The organism is Microbacterium telephonicum (genome assembly GCF_003651225.1).
GTDB classification, from domain to species: Bacteria; Actinomycetota; Actinomycetes; order Actinomycetales; family Microbacteriaceae; genus Microbacterium; species Microbacterium telephonicum.
Map to the genome: position 1 here is coordinate 277841 of NZ_RCDB01000003.1, position 14573 is coordinate 292413.

A 14573-nucleotide genomic window follows, 5' to 3' on the forward strand; every position below is an offset into this window, starting at 1 on the left:
GCTCAGGGGATAGAGCGTTGGTTTCCGGTACCAAAGGTCATCCTGCGGGAGAGTAGCAGTCACAACAGAATCACAGTCAGGGTGCATCCGGAAGTGCATCCTATGCCTCCGTAGCTCAGTGGATAGAGCGCCAGTTTCCGGTACTGGAAGTCAGGAGTTCGACTCTCCTCGGGGGCACTCAGGCAGATTTTTGCCGCTCGTACCATGCGCGGTACTGCGCACGCGCGCACGTAATGCATACACGTTGCGTGTAGCCGTCGCGCCGCCTCTTTAGCCTCAGGTTGTCGCCTGACAGCGGGTGACCCTTGGCACAGTGCGTGATCGCCGCCATGGCTCTTCGTGTGTTCTCACCGCGCGTGACAATCTCCATGTGCTCGATGTTGACGCATAGTCGCTGACGACACAGGTGGTCGACGGTCATGTTGGCTGGGATCGGCCCCTGCTCGCGCTCCCATGCTGCTCGATGAGCGAGCATCGAACCCCCGTGGCCGTTGCTGGTCGATCCGTATCCGTTCGTCTGGATGGCTCCCTCCCAGATGACGCAGGGAGTGGTGGCTTCTCTCGCGGTGTTCATACACCTATCGTATCGCGGTGTATGAACACCCGCTAGGATGGGTGTATGAACACTAGCCACACGAACAGGAGCGAATGATGGATGAAGTAGACGAGCGGATCGTCGCTTGGGAAGCGATCGCAGGACACCCGTTCTTCAAGCCCGCATACCACGGCGACGGCGCATTACTCCCGCGGATCATCGCCCGGTTGGACGCGATGTGCGAGCCCGCCGAGTCTGCCCTTGCTACCGAGGCGGAGGAACCTGCCGAGCATCGCGTGGCGCGGGCATTCGTCAACGGATACCGCGAGGGCATGGAGCGCGCGACCCGAGGGCGGCTCGACACATGGTGACCGAATCGGGTGATCCGTCATGAGCGTCGGAACCGGGGTGATCGACCCGGAGCCGGGCTGTGTGTTCTGTGAGATCGCGGCGGGCACCGCACCGGCCAAGCACCGCGGCGACTGGATCTCGACGATCATCTTCGAGCCACTGAACCCGGTCACCCCTGGGCACTTGCTCGTCGCACCGAGGATGCACGTCCGAGATGCGGTAGAGCATGCGGCGGTCGCGGCCTCCACGATGTCGGATGCCGCCTCGTGTGTGAACATGCTGCGGCGGATCGACCCTGCGTACAAGAGTGTCAATCTCATCACCAGCGTCGGCGCACCGGCAACGCAGACGGTGTTCCATCTGCACATCCACATCGTGCCTCGGCGCGCAGGAGACAACCTGATGCTGCCGTGGTCAGAACCGGGTGATCCGTCATGAAGGCGGGAGCGATGCCGGGAGGCGACGCCGTCTGCCACGGTCACCACGTCTGGGACGAGGACGAATGCCTGCGGTGCGGGCTGATCGACCTCGGTTACCACGGGAAGCAGCACCTATGTCCACAACCGAGCGAACCGGAGTCCGAAATGGTTGGGGAGGCAACATGAACACTGGCACACTTGAGCCCATGCCCAACAAGCCACGGACCAAGATCCGCGGCGTACGCGTCCCCGACGAACTATGGGAAGACGCCCAGAAGATCGCGAAAGCCCGCGGTGAAGACGTCAGCGCCGAAATCCGCGCCGGCCTCGAACGGTACGTAAAGCGTAACCGCAACTTGCTCGACTAGCGAGGTGTGCGGCACGGTGATGTATCCGGTGGACGGTGGCCTCGAGTGCCGGTGGTGTGGTCACCGCGAGGATGTGCCGTGGGTGGAGCGGCCGCGGGGCGGGGATGACCTGCCCGGGATCAGCGGGGGTTGACGTCGGGATAGCCGCGGAACGGTGCCGTCCGCGAGGGTGTCGAGGGTGGTCGCCCAGCCGATGAGCACGCCGCGGAACTCGCACCGGTAGCGGAGTTCGTTGCCGGCGACGCGGCGCAGCTCGACGCGGCCGTATTCGCCCGCCTGGTCGCGCATCGACCACACCGCCGGCTGGACCTCGACGGCGGCGAGGATCGGGCGCCATGTCACCGGGACAGTGTGCGCCGGACCCCGGACACGACGAAAGCCCCCTCGGCCGGCATCCGAAGATGCAAGCCAAGGGGGCGTTTCGTTGCAAGTTCACCGCGACGGTGCAACCCGAGTTGTCGGATGTAAACCGGTCTTCAGAGTGAACTATCGGTGAAGTAGTGCTCAGGTGAGCGGGGGTCTAAGATTCCCCCGTGGGGGACCGAGAGCCGATCTATCGACTTGTGGGGTGGTTCGCACATCGGCGAACGCTCTGTGTCGTCTGCCGGAAGGAACTCCGCGTCGACGCGCGCTACTGCTCCGATGCATGTGCTCGGGTCGACGCGGAGTTCCAGGCCCACGGCTGACCTATATGCTCCTGTCCTATGAGCGACGTGGAGGGTTGGCGTCTCGGCCGGCATGCCAGCCTGGACGGAATACGAGCAGTGGCGGTCGGGCTGGTTGTCCTAGCTCACAGCGGCCTGCCACTTGTCGGGAACGGCGGTGGCGTCGGTGTCGGGATCTTCTTCACGCTAAGTGGGTTCCTCATCACCAGCCTCCTGCTGGACGAGCGGGCAGAGTATGGATCGATCCGCCTCGGCTCGTTCTGGAAGAGGCGCTTGCTTCGGTTGGTCCCAGCCATGGTCGCGTGCGTCGTCTTCGCCATCTTCGTCGACCTGATCGTGTGGCATGGGGTATTCGATTGGTCACTCATCGTCGGGACCTTGACCTACACCTCGAATTGGGTCATCGCCGCGAACGCGTTCGATCAGCGAACCACGCTGGGCCACACCTGGTCCCTGGCGGTCGAGGAGCAGTTCTACTTGATCTGGCCTCTCATCCTGATCGCGCTTCTTCGCTGGATGCCTCGAAGCCGGATCGTTAAGAGCCTCGCGGTCGTCTCACTGCTCGTTGTCGTCTTGCGGGTGCTGCTCTGGGACGGCGGCGAGGGAATAGGGCGCATCTACGTCGGAACAGACACCCGCGCAGACGGTCTCCTGATTGGCGCTGCGGTGGCGTTGTGGCTATACCAGCGCAAGCCGGTCGTCTATCCGAAGTGGGTGCAGTGGGCATTCTTCGTCGCCATGGGGGCCTGCTGCCTGATCCCGGGCCCCGTGAATAGCTTCATAATGCCGACGGTTGTCGGGCTCGCTACAGCCGGGCTGATCCTCGCGGTCGTGCAGGGACGCGGCTTCTGGCCGCTCGAGTTGTCGTGGGTCCGGTGGATTGGAAAGCGGTCCTACGGGATCTATCTCTATGCCTCGCCCCTCCACCGACTCATTCTTGAGACGCTTGGCGACTCGATCCTCTGGTGGGTGCTGATCCAGATCCCGGGGACCGCCATCCTGGCGTGGGCCTCGTACCGCTGGATTGAGTCGCCATTCCTGCGCCTCAAGAACCGCGACCCGCGGTCGCACGCTGGGACGCTCGCGGCGGAGAGCTCGCAGAGCAAGCTCCCCGCCCAGCGTGTCAGGCGCCTTCGCTCGGCGACTGAGTAGCGCCCAGCAGCGCTTGCAGCTCTGCGACGGTGGTGCGGAGCGCCTCAATCTCGCGCTGCCGATCTGCGAGCAACAGGATTAGCGCGGTGTCGTTGTTCATCACGCCTCCGTCGCCAGCCACGTCGTCACACCGGACGGAAACTTCACGCCAAGGCGCGTCTTCCCCGCCCCGTTGTCGATTACGAACAGGCGCGCCTTGTCCGCGCCGGGGTTAGCCGGCTCTCCATCCATCTCGGAAATCTCCATGTACCTCTGTCCCATATTCACCTGGTTCGGCCCCGACGTGGCCGTGTCAGCCCCGAGCGCGACCGCGTTCGCGTGGGAGGCGTTCGCCCGCGCGCCGAGCGCCGTCGCGCTGGCGTCTCCCGCGATCGCGCGGTAGCCGACGGCGGTGATGTAGTCCACCTGTGTCGCCGACGCCTGACCCGACTGGAACCCGACCGCTGTCTGCCCCTGCGCCGTGGTGGTCGCGTTCGCGGTCACGTTGTTAGGCGCGTAGCCAGCGCCCGATCCCATGTAGGCGTTGTTCTGCCCGGTCGTGAGCGCCGCACCCGCCTCGTGGCCGATGGCGGTGTCGTTACTCGCGGTGGTCAGTTGACGCAGCGCACGCTGTCCCGCTGAGACGTTCTGCCCGCCCGTGGTGAGCGCGGCCTGCGCGTAGTGACCTACCGCAACGTTATTTGTGCCCGCGGTGAGCCCATCGTGCGCGTACGCACCCACGGAGGTGTTCTGCGCGCCCGTGGTCGTGGCACGCTGGGCCGACGATCCGACCGCGGTGTTCCCGGCGCCTGTGGTGAGGTTGAACTGTGCGCGGTCACCGAACGCGGAGTTGTCGATGCCGGTGGCCTGTTCCTGCGCGCGGTTGCCGAACGCTACCGAGTTCAGAGCGATCTTCGCTGACGTGAGGATCGCGGCCAGCGCATCCGCGACGGTCGCGCCGGGGCCTTTCAAGTCCCACTGGCCCGCCTGCGCCTTCGCGCGCGCGTTCTGCTGCACGGACACCTGCGAGCCGATCGACCCGTTCGTGTACTTCACGGGGCCGGTGTAGATCGGGACCGCGCCCAGTGCGCGCGTCTTCGCGATGATCGCGTCGACGTTCGCGGTCGCCGTCGCGGCGCTGGTGACGCCGTCCGCGTCATTCACGCCCGGCTCGTTGAAGATGACGTAGTCCGCGTCGGCGGGCACGTCCGTGTCGAACCGTGCGAGCAGCATCGCGGACGTGTTGCCGCCGACGCCGACGTTCACGGACACAGCGGTCGGGAAGAGCGCCGCGACGACCTGCCCAAACACGACGGACGACTGCTCCCCCCACGAGTTCGCGAGCAACACGATCTTGTCGCCCGCCTTCGGGTTGACGATCGGCGCGCCCTTCGCGTCGGTGCGGGTCAGCACCCACCGCCAGAACAGCTGGTAGCCGCCCGTCGTCGTCAGGTGCCCCGCCGAAGACCACAGCGACACGACCGCAGACGCCGCGGGGGCAGCGGCGGGAAGTGCGGGAGTGATCGTCAGATCGGTCCCGGCGATCGCGGTCACCTTGTGCTGCGACGCGTTCGCTGCGCCAGGGTTCACCACCAGGATCGTGTTCACGACGATGCCCGTCGCGGAGGCCACCGGCAGCGTCGTCGCGCCGGACGCCGCGCCGGGCGTGGTGGTCGCGACGTTCGCCTGCCCTGTGGCGAACCCGCCGAGGGTGAAGAACCCGTCGTAGCTGTTCAGGAAGTGCGGCCGGGGTCCGCCATCGAACGCCACATTGGTGTTCTTTACGTCCTGCGTGAACTGGGCGCTGTCGTCAGCGAACACGGCCGACATGGCGGCGTCGTTCGCGGTCGTCGCGCCGGCGATCACGGTCGCAGCGGACAACACCGCCGACACCTCGGCGGGGTCCATCGACGACCAGCCGAGACCGGACCACGATGTGATCCCGTCGCCGACCTTCATCCGCTTCGTGGTCGTGTCGACCGCAGGCTCGCCGACAGCGAGGACCGGGTTCACCGACGCCCAGTTCGCGGACGTGTCCTGCCTGACCCGCAGCTGCACAATCTCAGTCGCCATGCGGCGCTCCTCTCAAGGGGTGGGTCTGACGGTCACGCTTCGGGGGCGTAGTCGCCGGGGATGCCGCGGGCGAGGATGCTGAAGTACGACGCGGCGCCCGCGATCAGCGGCGACACGAGCGCGACACCCCATGTCACTGCGGTCGCGACGAGCGGGACCTCGCCCGTCACGACGGCGAGGACCGCGGTCGACGTGATGCCGCCCGCAAGGGACGTACCGTACGCCTGCGCGGTCGTGCGGATGAAGCCGCGCTTGGCGGCGAGCTGCGCGTCCGCGGGGATGAGCTTGTCGTTCATGATGTCTCCTTCGGGGTGAGCCAAGCGGTCGGGATGGTGTCTTCCTCGAGCTCGGCGATGTCGTACGTGTTGAACCGGGGGTACGGGGCGGCGGGCCACTGAGCGACGAACGACTTGATGATGCGGAGCGCCGCATGCTTCACGCGTTCCGCGTTCGTCGCCTGCGTGCGGAGCGCGTCGATCTCCTGCTCCTGGTCTTCGAGTTTCTGGTCCTGCTCGTCGATTCGGGCATCAAGCCGCTCGATCTCCTTCGTGAGACGCCCGTCGATCCTGGCGTCGAGGGATGCCCGCGAGTCCGCTCGCGTCTTCCCACGTGTGCCGGCGAGGGTGGCGAGACCGCCGAGGACGAGCGCGATCGCACCGACGAGCGCGACAACGACCTCCTGGCTCATGCGACGATCACCCGCCGCTCCTTCACTTCCTCGCCGAGAAGGTTCAGCCGAAAGAACGCGAGCGGGAGGCCGAAGGTCAGCATCCCCACGACGAACAGGTTCGACCCGGCCGACTCTGACAGCAGCAGGATCGTCGTCACGTACGCGGAGATCAGCCCGACGAGGACCACCTTCCCCGCTATCTCGAACCGCCACAGCGCGGGAAACGCGACGCCGAGAAGGCAGACGGTCGCGACCACGGCCATGGCCGTCCCGAGCGCGTCGACCAGCGATGCGGAGAACAGGACGTTCAGCAACGGGGACCCGTTCGAGACGGCCTGCACGCCGCAGAAGATCGCGATCAGGTCGTAGATCGGGAGCCACACCCGCTTCAGGTTCCGGTACTTCCACTCGTCGGGCGATATCGCACCGCGCGCCCAGATCGACGCCTGCCACAGGGCGCGCATCACGAGCCGGCCTGGACGATGAACTTCAGCGCCTTCACGCCCTCGATGCCGCCCTGCTTCGCCGCGTCCGCGATCTGCGCGAGCTGCTCCGCCGACAACACCACCGCGGGCACGTCGACAGCCGCGGCGATCTTCTTCGCGTCCTCGTCGGACAGTTCAAGGACCGCCTGCACCTGCGCTTCCTTCGGATCCGGGGACAGCGCCCCATGCACCGACTCGAGGTAGCTCAGCTCCACGTCCGTCAGCACCCGCTGGATGCTGTTGCCGGTGAGGCCGAGTGCCATCAGCAGGTTCCGGTGCTCACCCGACGGGATGATGTACTTCCGGCCACCGGGACCCATCAGGATCAGCGCGCCACCCCACTGGTACGTCTTGTACGGGCGGGACTCCCACTCGATCTTCTGGAACAGCGCTTCCTGCGCAGCGTCGTCGTACATGTCGTCCTCCTCGGGCGGGTCGAAAGGTCGGGACGTGTCGCCAGCGGCGGCGCCCGTTGTCACGGTGCGGGTGAAGTCGAAGTAGTTAGCCGGATCCACCCGGCGCCCCGTCTTCTTGTCCCACGTCTCGAGGTGCAGGTGCGCCGCATCGACGAGGCCGGTCGCGCCGATGAGCCCGAGCAGTGTCCCTTCGACCGTCTCCGCACCCACAGCTGGCGACGGCGAGCCGAGCGGGCGGTGCATGTATCGGGCGATGAAGTCGCCGTAGTCGACGTCGATGCTGTTGCCGGCGAGGCTGTTGGGTCGGTCGATCGTCGGAGTCACACCCGCGGGGCCGACACCGGAACGGACGACGACGCCCGGACCGGACGCGCGGATCACGGAGCCGGCGACAACACCCTGCGACCGCGACGAGAAGTCATCCCCCTTGTGTGGCGACGCGAACGTGTAGAACTTCCCGTCGACCGCCCCGTAGGGAAGACTGATCGTCGACGCCGGGAACGGGAGAGGAAGCATCGCCGCCTCCTACGCGTACGCGACCCAGTCGAACTGGACCGGGTTGCTCGCGAACGCCGACCCGCCGTTGTAGACCACGAACTGGATCTGCGTGTCGTTCACCGCGTTCACAACGATCTTGCGGGTCGCGACTGCGGTACCTCCGGATCGGTCCGTCGCGACGACCTGTGATGGCGTGACCCCCAACCCGTGCGTCACGGTTGCCGTTCCTGTGCCCGACGTCGCCGCGTTGAAGGTGCCGCGGGCGACCGCGTTGAGTCGAACCCAGGAACCCGAGACCCGCTGATACAGCCGACCAGTGTCCGTCTCCGAGAAGAACCAACCGTCCACCGACTCGTCAGTCGTCAACGCCTGACGCTCGACGGCGGTGCCCTTCAGGAGACCACCGATCTTCTTCGCGAACGTGACAGCGGCCTGCAGGTCAGCGACGGTCTGCGTCGGGGTGGGCGTGTATGTCGGTTCACCGGTCGGTGCGAGTGTGTGCCCCATGGGCTACCCCTTCCAAGAGATCTTCAGAGCGCCGGACATTCCGTCTTGCGCGAGGGACGCGAACTTGTTGTAGCCACCGTTCGGGAACCCGAAGCCGAGCGCGGAACCGCCGCCCTTGAGTGCGTCGAACATGACCGCGGCAAACGGGGGCGTCTGCCACCCGTTCCCGCCCGGGTGCCATGCGCCGAGACCCGTGAAGGACGGCACGCCGCTCTTGCTCGCCGAGCTGTGCAGCGCCCAGTTCGGTGCGGCGCCCTGCTTCTGGATGCGGTTGATGAACACCTGCAGTGACTCGAACGTCGCGCCGGCGGGGATCGTGTCGCGCACCTGCGAGCCGAAGAACCATGCACCGTCGTTGTTGTCAGCGGCCCAAACCTGTGCCTGCCACCAGTCGCCGTTCGAGTGTGTCGTTCCGGCATCGACCGCACGGAACTCGGCCACCTGCACGCGCCCTCCGCCACCGATCGGACCGGGCGGTTGTGCCGGCTCATCCGGAGAGGTGGAAAGCTTCGAGCACCACGGGCCCGACGACCACGAGATCCCGACCGTGTCACCGGACGTTGGCGGGGTGTCGCCGGCGAACGGCATCTGGAAGTCGCCGAAATCGGTCGTAACCGTCACGAGCGGGTCCGCAACTGTCGACACGACCCCCACACCAGGTCGGGGGCCGACAGGGCCAGTCATGAACACGACACGGTCGGAACCGTTCGCGATCGTCTCCACCCACACCGTGTCGTTCACCACCGGCACGAACCCGCCGGATGCCCACCTCGCCTGGAACCGTTCGTCGCCCATGTCGACGAGCGCGAATCCATCCTCATGTCCGACATACCGGCCCGCGCGCCTCGTGTACGACGTCTTCGCGTCGAGGAGGCGGAGGATCGCGTCAGCATCAAGCGGCATCGGGAACCTCCACGACCAGTTGAGTCGTCGCCGTGTCATGAGTCACCGACGCGACGCGCACGACACCGTCTTCGAAGGTGAGGACGTCGCCGAGTTCGCGGAGCGGGTTGAACGGTTCCACGATCTGACGGGTGACGCCACGGATACGAGACACGCGCTGCAACAGCCCGCGCGCGTACGCGTCAACCTGCGACTGCGTGTAGAGCTGGTCAGACGCGTACCGGTACACCGACACCCCGAACGGAGAAGCCGTGCCATCCACGTTCGAGACGCGGAGGAACCCCTCCGTCACGTCGGCGACACCATAGATCGGGTCGCCGCCTGCCGTTTTCCCCTCGACGACGACTCGGTTGTACGTCTTCGACGAGTCCATGCTGATCGGCGCGTCGACCACTCCGCGCACCGCGCCCACGGGTCCGGGCCACGTCTTCTGGCGGGCGGTCAGCGTCCCCGACGCGTCAACCTGCGGCCACGCGTCCAGCAGATCGAACAGCTTCGACAGTTGCGCGGCCTTCTCCCCCTCGTAGACGGTGCCGCCCGCGAGAGTCACATCCGACGCGTTACGGATCACTGGCATCCCCGACACAGCCTGGATCTCCTGCCATGCCGACGTCGACCGCGGCGCGGTCGGGAACGGGAACTCGTCCCGCGCAACCCGCATGAGAGGGTCCTTCAGGTTCAGCCCGAACGACTGCCCCACCCTGATCGGCCGCCCATCGAACAGGATCTCCCTGTCCGTAGCGTCCGGGACCGACTCGATCACGAACCGCCCCATCGGGACCCGCTCCGAGAACACCCCCGCCCCGAGGATCACATCAATCTGCAACTCTGCGCCGAACGGGGAGAACCAGTCGCCGAGCACCTTCGGGACCATCGAAGTCCCGAAGTCGTCCGACCAGACCACCCGCACCTGCGCGTCGCCGGCGACGAACTGGCCCGCGTCCCACGACACCCTCGGCCGCTCGATCGGGATGTTCGCGAGACGCCGCTCCCGGTCGTACATGAGGTCAGCGACCCACGTGACCTGCGGGACACCATCTGCGACAAGCTGCCGGACAGTGTCGGACGCTGCACGCATTACGCCCCCCCAGCAGCACCCGCGAGGGCCCAGTCCGTGTCCTGATCGTCGTACGAGGGGTACGCGTCGTCGCGTGCGTCATACGACGCATACGAGACATCGAGGTCGTCGTACGACAGTGGCGAAATCACCAGACCTGGGGCAGGTGGCGAGACCTCGGTGACGGTCGCCTGGAACCGTGACCATTCGTCGCCGTACCGGTAGTCGATGTCGACCTCGTTGAGCGTGGCGATGTGCGCGAACAGGCGCCGCGGGATGAACCCCGCGGGAGCGCGGATCAGCCACACAGGCACCTGCGGGGCATCATCGGTCCCGAGCGTCGCCCACACGGCGGCGGACTCGGCGGCATCCGTGACACCGAAGTCGATGTCCACATTCGTGAGCCCTTGACGGGGACCTGCGCCGACGACTACCGGACGCGTCGCGCCCTCGACCGTGACGAGCTCGCCGACCGCGGTCCGCGAGTACGACGGCCAGGCTCCCTCGAGATTGATGACCTGCGCGTTCAGGTTCGGGTTCAGCGGCTGCTGGATGACGACCGCGTTCTCGTCACCATCCCACGGCAATGACACCGTCCCGAGAGACACGCGCCCGAGAGATGTGTCGCCATCGAAGCATTCGAGCTCGTACGTGGTGAGCGCGTTCAGCCCGGCCTCGAGGTCGAGGAACCCGCCCGCTCCGGTGAAGAACCGCGACACGACACCGCGAACCTTCCCAGTGCGGCCCTCAGAACGCCACCAAAGGGTGACGCTGTCTGTCCCGGCGGGGAGGTCGACCGACGCTGTCGCCGCCGATCCGCCCGAGTAGATCGTCGGGCCGGTGCCGCCCGCCGACCCGCCCGACAGCGTGTCCGGGCCGGTGGCTGGCGCGGTGCCACCGGAGAACGCGGTGAACGGGTCGAACCCGATCTCGACACGCGGCACCGGGAAGAAGTCCGTCCGAGGGGTGAGGGTCACGATCATGCCGAAACCGCCCCTCCCGACAGGCGCACCGCGGACCGGTACTCTGACACGGCCATCTGCCGCTTCACGACGCCCGTCAAGGGAGTGCCCTCGACTTCAATCGTGATCCGGTCACCCGGCCGCAGGCCGCCGGCGTTCGCGATGTTCGGGTTTACCGACGCTCCCGCAGGCAGGTTCAGCAGCTCGGGGCCACGCTCACCAACGATCACGGACCCCGCGCGGGTGATCGTGCCACCGGTCGCGAGCATCGGGATCTTCGGGATCGCAATGTCCAGACCGATCAGCGACCCCGCACCGCCGACGAGCACGTTGACACCGTCGATGACACCGTTGATGAGGCGGATGATCGTGTTGATCGCGGACCGAATCCCGGAAATGATGCCGTCCCAGATCCCGCCGATGATCCGCCCGATCGAACCGAACACGTTCGCGATGACGTCACCGATGCCCTTCCAGACACCGTTCCACCAGTTCACGAGCCCCGAGATCACCCCGACGAGCCATGTCTGCACACTGTTCCACGCGTACTGGATCGCGAACACGATCCCGTTCCACACACTCGAGATCCACTGACCCACCGCAGACCAGACACCGTTCCACCAACCCACGAACCCATCGATTACACCCGTGATCCACGAGATGAACCCGGCCCACACGTCGGTGAGGAACTTCACCACCGTGTCCCAGTTCTGGACGAGGAGGATGATCGCGCCGATGAGGAGGCCGATGCCGACTATGATGATGCCGAGGGGGTTAGCGGTCATGGCGGCGTTGAGCGCCCACTGTGCGATGGCCCATGCGGCTACGGCGCCCGCGACGATCGCGATGCCGGCGGCGAGAGGACCGATCCAAGAGATATTGTCCTGGATGAACGTGACGAACCCGGCCAGCCCATTCACGATGTCGGTGAGGACGGGTTTGATTGTGGTGAACGCGTCCGACAGTCCGCCGACGATCGCGGCCTGCAGGTTCCCGACCGCGCCTTCCATCGTGGAGACGGAGGTGGCGGCTTCCTGAGCTACCGGCTCGGTACCGAGCTGCAGCAGCGCCGCGTTGAACTCGTCCGCGGTGATCTCGCCCTCTTGCATCGCTTCGCGGAAGTTGCCAGTGAACGCCCCAGCCTCGGAGAGCGCCGTCTGCAGCCGACCGGACGCACCGGGGATCGCGTCGGCGAGCTGGTTCCAGTTCTCCGTCGTGAGTTTCCCCGCTCCGGCGGTCTGGGTGAGCATCATCGCGACCGACGAGAACGTGTCCTGGTTGCCGCCCGCGACCGCGTTCAGGTTTCCGGCGGCTTCGGTCAGCTCGGTGTAGTTGCTGATCCCGTTCGCCGCGAGCTGCGCGGTCGTGTTCTGAATCGTCGACAGGTCGTACACCGTCGCGTCCGCGTACGCGCGAGACTTCGACATGGCCGAATCGATCGCGGACGTGTCGAGACCAGCGAACGTCAACGTCTGCGCGAACTTGTCAGTCGCATCCGACGCCGCGACCGCTTCCCCGACGAGGTCACCGATCGCACCGGCGGCGATGTTCGCGACGGAAGCGAAGATGCCACCGACCGCACCTGCCACGGCAGCCTGCTTCGTGCTGATGCCCTTACCGAGCCCGTCACCCAGCTTCGCGCCGGCACCCTCCGCGTCAGCCTCACCCAGCGCAGACTCGATGTCCTTCTTGACGCCAGGCATCTTCGTGTACAGGGCCACATATGCGGACGCGATCTCGTTAGCCACTGGCCCTCCGTTCGGCGCGCGGTAGGCTCAGCGCCATGTCAGAGACAGTCACGGCCAACGGCCGAAACGGTCAGGTCACGTTCGACGGGAAGACCGTCACGATCGCCCGCGAGGGGTTCGCCGCGCGGGCATCGCATGGACGCGGGGAGAAGTCGATCCCGATCCGGCAGATCGCGGCCGTGCAGTTCAAGCCGAACGCGCTCACGACGGTCGGTTTCATCCAGTTCACGGTCCCGGGCGAGCAGTCGTCTCGTACGTCGAAGGGTGGCCGGACGATGGATGCCGCGAAGGACGAGAACGCGGTCCTTTTCGCGAAGAAGGCGGAACCGGAGTTCATCGCGTTGCGTGACGCGGTCCGTGCGGCTATCGCAGAGCTTTAGCCTGACGGCGACGGTACGCGTCCGCTTTCCGGTCGTTCACCGCGTCGCGGGTCGCCCGCTCACCGGCGAGCGGCGGGTCTTTCGGGTACTCGGGCGCTTTGCCCTTCTTCCCGCCGTTGACCCACATCTGCTGCCGCAACCGGTAGTCGATGAGGAGCAGCGCTTGCTCTTCACGTGACCGTGCGAGCGGGCCCCCGTACGCCTGCCACAGGACGCACCCGGCGGGTAGCCATGCGGTCAGATCGGCGAGCTCGAGGACACCGACGTCACGGAGCCCGATCTTGTATTCCGCCCTCACCGCGGCCCGCAACGCATCCCGGTGATGCGTGTAGACCACGATGAGGGTCAGGAGTTTGGGTTGATCGCCGTGAACACCTGGAAGACGAACTGCACGGCCTCGGATGCCTTCACTCGTCCAGTGGCGGAGTCGCGGAGCCCATCGGTCACGGCCCGGAACCCGTCCGCACCGGCGAGGCGGCGGAGCATCCCCGGGACACGGGCCGCGCCCTTGACTTCGTCGGCCTGCAGTGCGGCGACGTCGTCGAGGAGTTCGAAGTCGTCGAGCGCTTCCTTCTGTACCTCGATCGTGATGCCGCGGTGGGTGATCTTCCAGCCGCTGTCGGTGGTCTCGACGTTCGGCTTCTCCGCCTTCGGGAGGTGATCCTGGGGCTGCTTCGGGGTGGTCATAGGTTTCTCCGTTTCGTCTCCGTGGGTGTGTGACCGTGGGTGGGGCGACGGAGGGCACCCCACCCACGGGACCTGGCTACGGGGTGACGGCGGGGTTCTCGAGGTCCGTGGACAGGACCGTGTAGTCGCCGATGATCTGCCCGATGAACGGGAACCCTGCGATGTCGCTGTTGACGTACACGCGGTCACCGTCGGGGACGATCTCGAGACGGTCGATGATCCACCGTTCCTTCACCGTCTCGTCGTCCGCGTCGAAGAAGTCGATCACCGCGGCACGCGGCGAGACCCGCTGGCCGGGGCTGCGGGTCTCGGTGCGGACACCCGCGGCGGTCGCGTCGGTCTTCACGTGGTAGCGGAGCTCTCGGGTCTGCGCCTTGTCCTCGAGCGCGATGAACGCGATCGTCGTCCCGCCACCCTCGACACGGGTACGGACGACACCGTTGCCCTGGTGCCCACGGATCTCTGTCTTCGATCCCGTCGCGGCTTCAGTGACACCGTCGGAGTGCAACCAGCCGACGTCCTCGTACGCGGCCGCGGGGTCCGCGTTGATCGTCGTAGGTTTCGTCGAACCGATCGGGGCGAGGTAGATCGCGTCGGAGTCGCCTCCGTAGATGCGGGCGAACTCAGCATTCTGTCCCATGACAGCTCCTTCTGAGGGGGTTGCCCGGGCTCCGGGCGTACTAGATGACCCGTCACGGTTGTGGCGGGTGGAGAGGCG

At 66.3% G+C, this 14573-nt stretch carries 21 protein-coding genes and 1 tRNA gene; 6 read left to right on the forward strand and 16 right to left on the reverse strand.

Translation table 11 applies throughout. The features are described from left to right. The first annotated feature begins 104 nt into the window (after positions 1 to 104). Positions 105 to 177: transfer RNA gene (locus C7474_RS10845), tRNA-Arg, on the forward strand. A gap of 1 nt (position 178) precedes the next feature. On the opposite strand, the gene C7474_RS10850 is transcribed toward C7474_RS10845, so the two are convergent. After that, positions 179 to 574, reverse strand: a complete 396-nt coding sequence (locus C7474_RS10850; protein WP_121059908.1) for an HNH endonuclease signature motif containing protein — start codon at positions 572 to 574, stop codon at positions 179 to 181. A gap of 77 nt (positions 575 to 651) precedes the next feature. On the opposite strand from C7474_RS10850, the gene C7474_RS10855 reads away from it, so the two are divergent. The 3 genes from C7474_RS10855 to C7474_RS15025 all read left to right on the forward strand — a co-directional run bounded on the left by C7474_RS10855 (position 652) and on the right by C7474_RS15025 (position 1673). Further along, positions 652 to 906 (forward strand): hypothetical protein, encoded by a 255-nt coding sequence (locus tag C7474_RS10855; RefSeq protein WP_147436698.1) that lies wholly within the window; start codon positions 652 to 654, stop codon positions 904 to 906. 19 nt (positions 907 to 925) lie between these two features. Next, on the forward strand, positions 926 to 1324 hold the full coding sequence (locus C7474_RS10860; RefSeq protein ID WP_121059912.1) for an HIT family protein: 399 nt from the start codon (positions 926 to 928) through the stop codon (positions 1322 to 1324). A gap of 187 nt (positions 1325 to 1511) precedes the next feature. Continuing rightward, positions 1512 to 1673, forward strand: coding sequence for a hypothetical protein (locus C7474_RS15025; RefSeq protein ID WP_158597324.1), 162 nt, complete (start codon positions 1512 to 1514; stop codon positions 1671 to 1673). A gap of 60 nt (positions 1674 to 1733) precedes the next feature. Here C7474_RS15025 and C7474_RS10865 read toward each other — a convergent pair whose 3' ends face one another. Continuing rightward, the gene (locus C7474_RS10865) at positions 1734 to 2015 is read right to left on the reverse strand and encodes a hypothetical protein (RefSeq protein ID WP_121059914.1); all 282 of its coding nucleotides are present in this window, start codon (positions 2013 to 2015) and stop codon (positions 1734 to 1736) included. A 362-nt stretch (positions 2016 to 2377) separates the two neighbouring features. Between C7474_RS10865 and C7474_RS10870 the strand changes: the two genes are divergently transcribed. After that, positions 2378 to 3490 carry an acyltransferase family protein gene (locus tag C7474_RS10870; RefSeq protein ID WP_121059916.1) on the forward strand — a complete coding sequence of 371 codons (1113 nt, stop codon included), beginning with the start codon at positions 2378 to 2380 and terminating at the stop codon, positions 3488 to 3490. Here C7474_RS10870 and C7474_RS15405 read toward each other — a convergent pair. The 11 genes from C7474_RS15405 to C7474_RS10920 form a co-directional block, all read right to left on the reverse strand. Beyond that, complete coding sequence (locus tag C7474_RS15405; RefSeq protein ID WP_277870598.1) at positions 3462 to 3590, reverse strand: hypothetical protein; 129 nt, start codon at positions 3588 to 3590, stop codon at positions 3462 to 3464. The genes C7474_RS10870 and C7474_RS15405 overlap by 29 nt on opposite strands. Continuing rightward, the gene (locus C7474_RS10875; RefSeq protein ID WP_121059918.1) at positions 3590 to 5542 is read right to left on the reverse strand and encodes a hyaluronate lyase N-terminal domain-containing protein; all 1953 of its coding nucleotides are present in this window, start codon (positions 5540 to 5542) and stop codon (positions 3590 to 3592) included. Before C7474_RS10875 ends, C7474_RS15405 begins: the two co-directional genes overlap by 1 nt. A 32-nt stretch (positions 5543 to 5574) precedes the next feature. Beyond that, positions 5575 to 5838 carry a hypothetical protein gene (locus C7474_RS10880; protein ID WP_121059920.1) on the reverse strand — a complete coding sequence of 88 codons (264 nt, stop codon included), beginning with the start codon at positions 5836 to 5838 and terminating at the stop codon, positions 5575 to 5577. Beyond that, the gene (locus C7474_RS10885; protein WP_121059922.1) at positions 5835 to 6230 is read right to left on the reverse strand and encodes a DUF3450 domain-containing protein; all 396 of its coding nucleotides are present in this window, start codon (positions 6228 to 6230) and stop codon (positions 5835 to 5837) included. The genes C7474_RS10880 and C7474_RS10885 overlap by 4 nt, the downstream gene beginning before the upstream one ends. Next, entirely contained in the window at positions 6227 to 6676 is a 450-nt protein-coding gene (locus C7474_RS10890; RefSeq protein ID WP_121059924.1) for a hypothetical protein, read from the reverse strand. The genes C7474_RS10885 and C7474_RS10890 overlap by 4 nt, the downstream gene beginning before the upstream one ends. Next, positions 6676 to 7629 carry a M23 family metallopeptidase gene (locus tag C7474_RS10895; protein WP_121059926.1) on the reverse strand — a complete coding sequence of 318 codons (954 nt, stop codon included), beginning with the start codon at positions 7627 to 7629 and terminating at the stop codon, positions 6676 to 6678. Before C7474_RS10895 ends, C7474_RS10890 begins: the two co-directional genes overlap by 1 nt. A 9-nt stretch (positions 7630 to 7638) precedes the next feature. Then, positions 7639 to 8118: a hypothetical protein gene (locus C7474_RS10900; RefSeq protein WP_121059928.1), complete on the reverse strand. Its 480-nt coding sequence runs from the start codon at positions 8116 to 8118 to the stop codon at positions 7639 to 7641. A gap of 3 nt (positions 8119 to 8121) precedes the next feature. Then, a complete protein-coding gene (locus tag C7474_RS10905; protein ID WP_147436700.1) occupies positions 8122 to 8841 on the reverse strand; it encodes a hypothetical protein in 720 nt (239 codons plus the stop codon). 169 nt (positions 8842 to 9010) lie between these two features. Further along, positions 9011 to 9883, reverse strand: coding sequence for a hypothetical protein (locus C7474_RS10910; RefSeq protein ID WP_147436701.1), 873 nt, complete (start codon positions 9881 to 9883; stop codon positions 9011 to 9013). A gap of 215 nt (positions 9884 to 10098) precedes the next feature. Continuing rightward, positions 10099 to 11061, reverse strand: coding sequence for a hypothetical protein (locus C7474_RS10915; RefSeq protein ID WP_121059934.1), 963 nt, complete (start codon positions 11059 to 11061; stop codon positions 10099 to 10101). Continuing rightward, positions 11058 to 12788: a tape measure protein gene (locus C7474_RS10920; RefSeq protein ID WP_199692436.1), complete on the reverse strand. Its 1731-nt coding sequence runs from the start codon at positions 12786 to 12788 to the stop codon at positions 11058 to 11060. The genes C7474_RS10915 and C7474_RS10920 overlap by 4 nt, the downstream gene beginning before the upstream one ends. A gap of 35 nt (positions 12789 to 12823) precedes the next feature. On the opposite strand from C7474_RS10920, the gene C7474_RS10925 reads away from it, so the two are divergent. Beyond that, positions 12824 to 13168, forward strand: a complete 345-nt coding sequence (locus tag C7474_RS10925) for a DUF4429 domain-containing protein (RefSeq protein ID WP_121059936.1) — start codon at positions 12824 to 12826, stop codon at positions 13166 to 13168. Here C7474_RS10925 and C7474_RS10930 read toward each other — a convergent pair. The 3 genes from C7474_RS10930 to C7474_RS10940 all read right to left on the reverse strand — a co-directional run bounded on the left by C7474_RS10930 (position 13152) and on the right by C7474_RS10940 (position 14495). Further along, complete coding sequence (locus C7474_RS10930) at positions 13152 to 13505, reverse strand: hypothetical protein (protein ID WP_121059938.1); 354 nt, start codon at positions 13503 to 13505, stop codon at positions 13152 to 13154. The two genes, C7474_RS10925 and C7474_RS10930, sit on opposite strands and share 17 nt — an antisense overlap. A gap of 8 nt (positions 13506 to 13513) precedes the next feature. Next, positions 13514 to 13855: a hypothetical protein gene (locus C7474_RS10935; protein ID WP_121059940.1), complete on the reverse strand. Its 342-nt coding sequence runs from the start codon at positions 13853 to 13855 to the stop codon at positions 13514 to 13516. A 76-nt stretch (positions 13856 to 13931) separates the two neighbouring features. After that, positions 13932 to 14495 carry a phage tail tube protein gene (locus tag C7474_RS10940; protein ID WP_121059942.1) on the reverse strand — a complete coding sequence of 188 codons (564 nt, stop codon included), beginning with the start codon at positions 14493 to 14495 and terminating at the stop codon, positions 13932 to 13934. Positions 14496 to 14573: the final 78 nt, after the last annotated feature.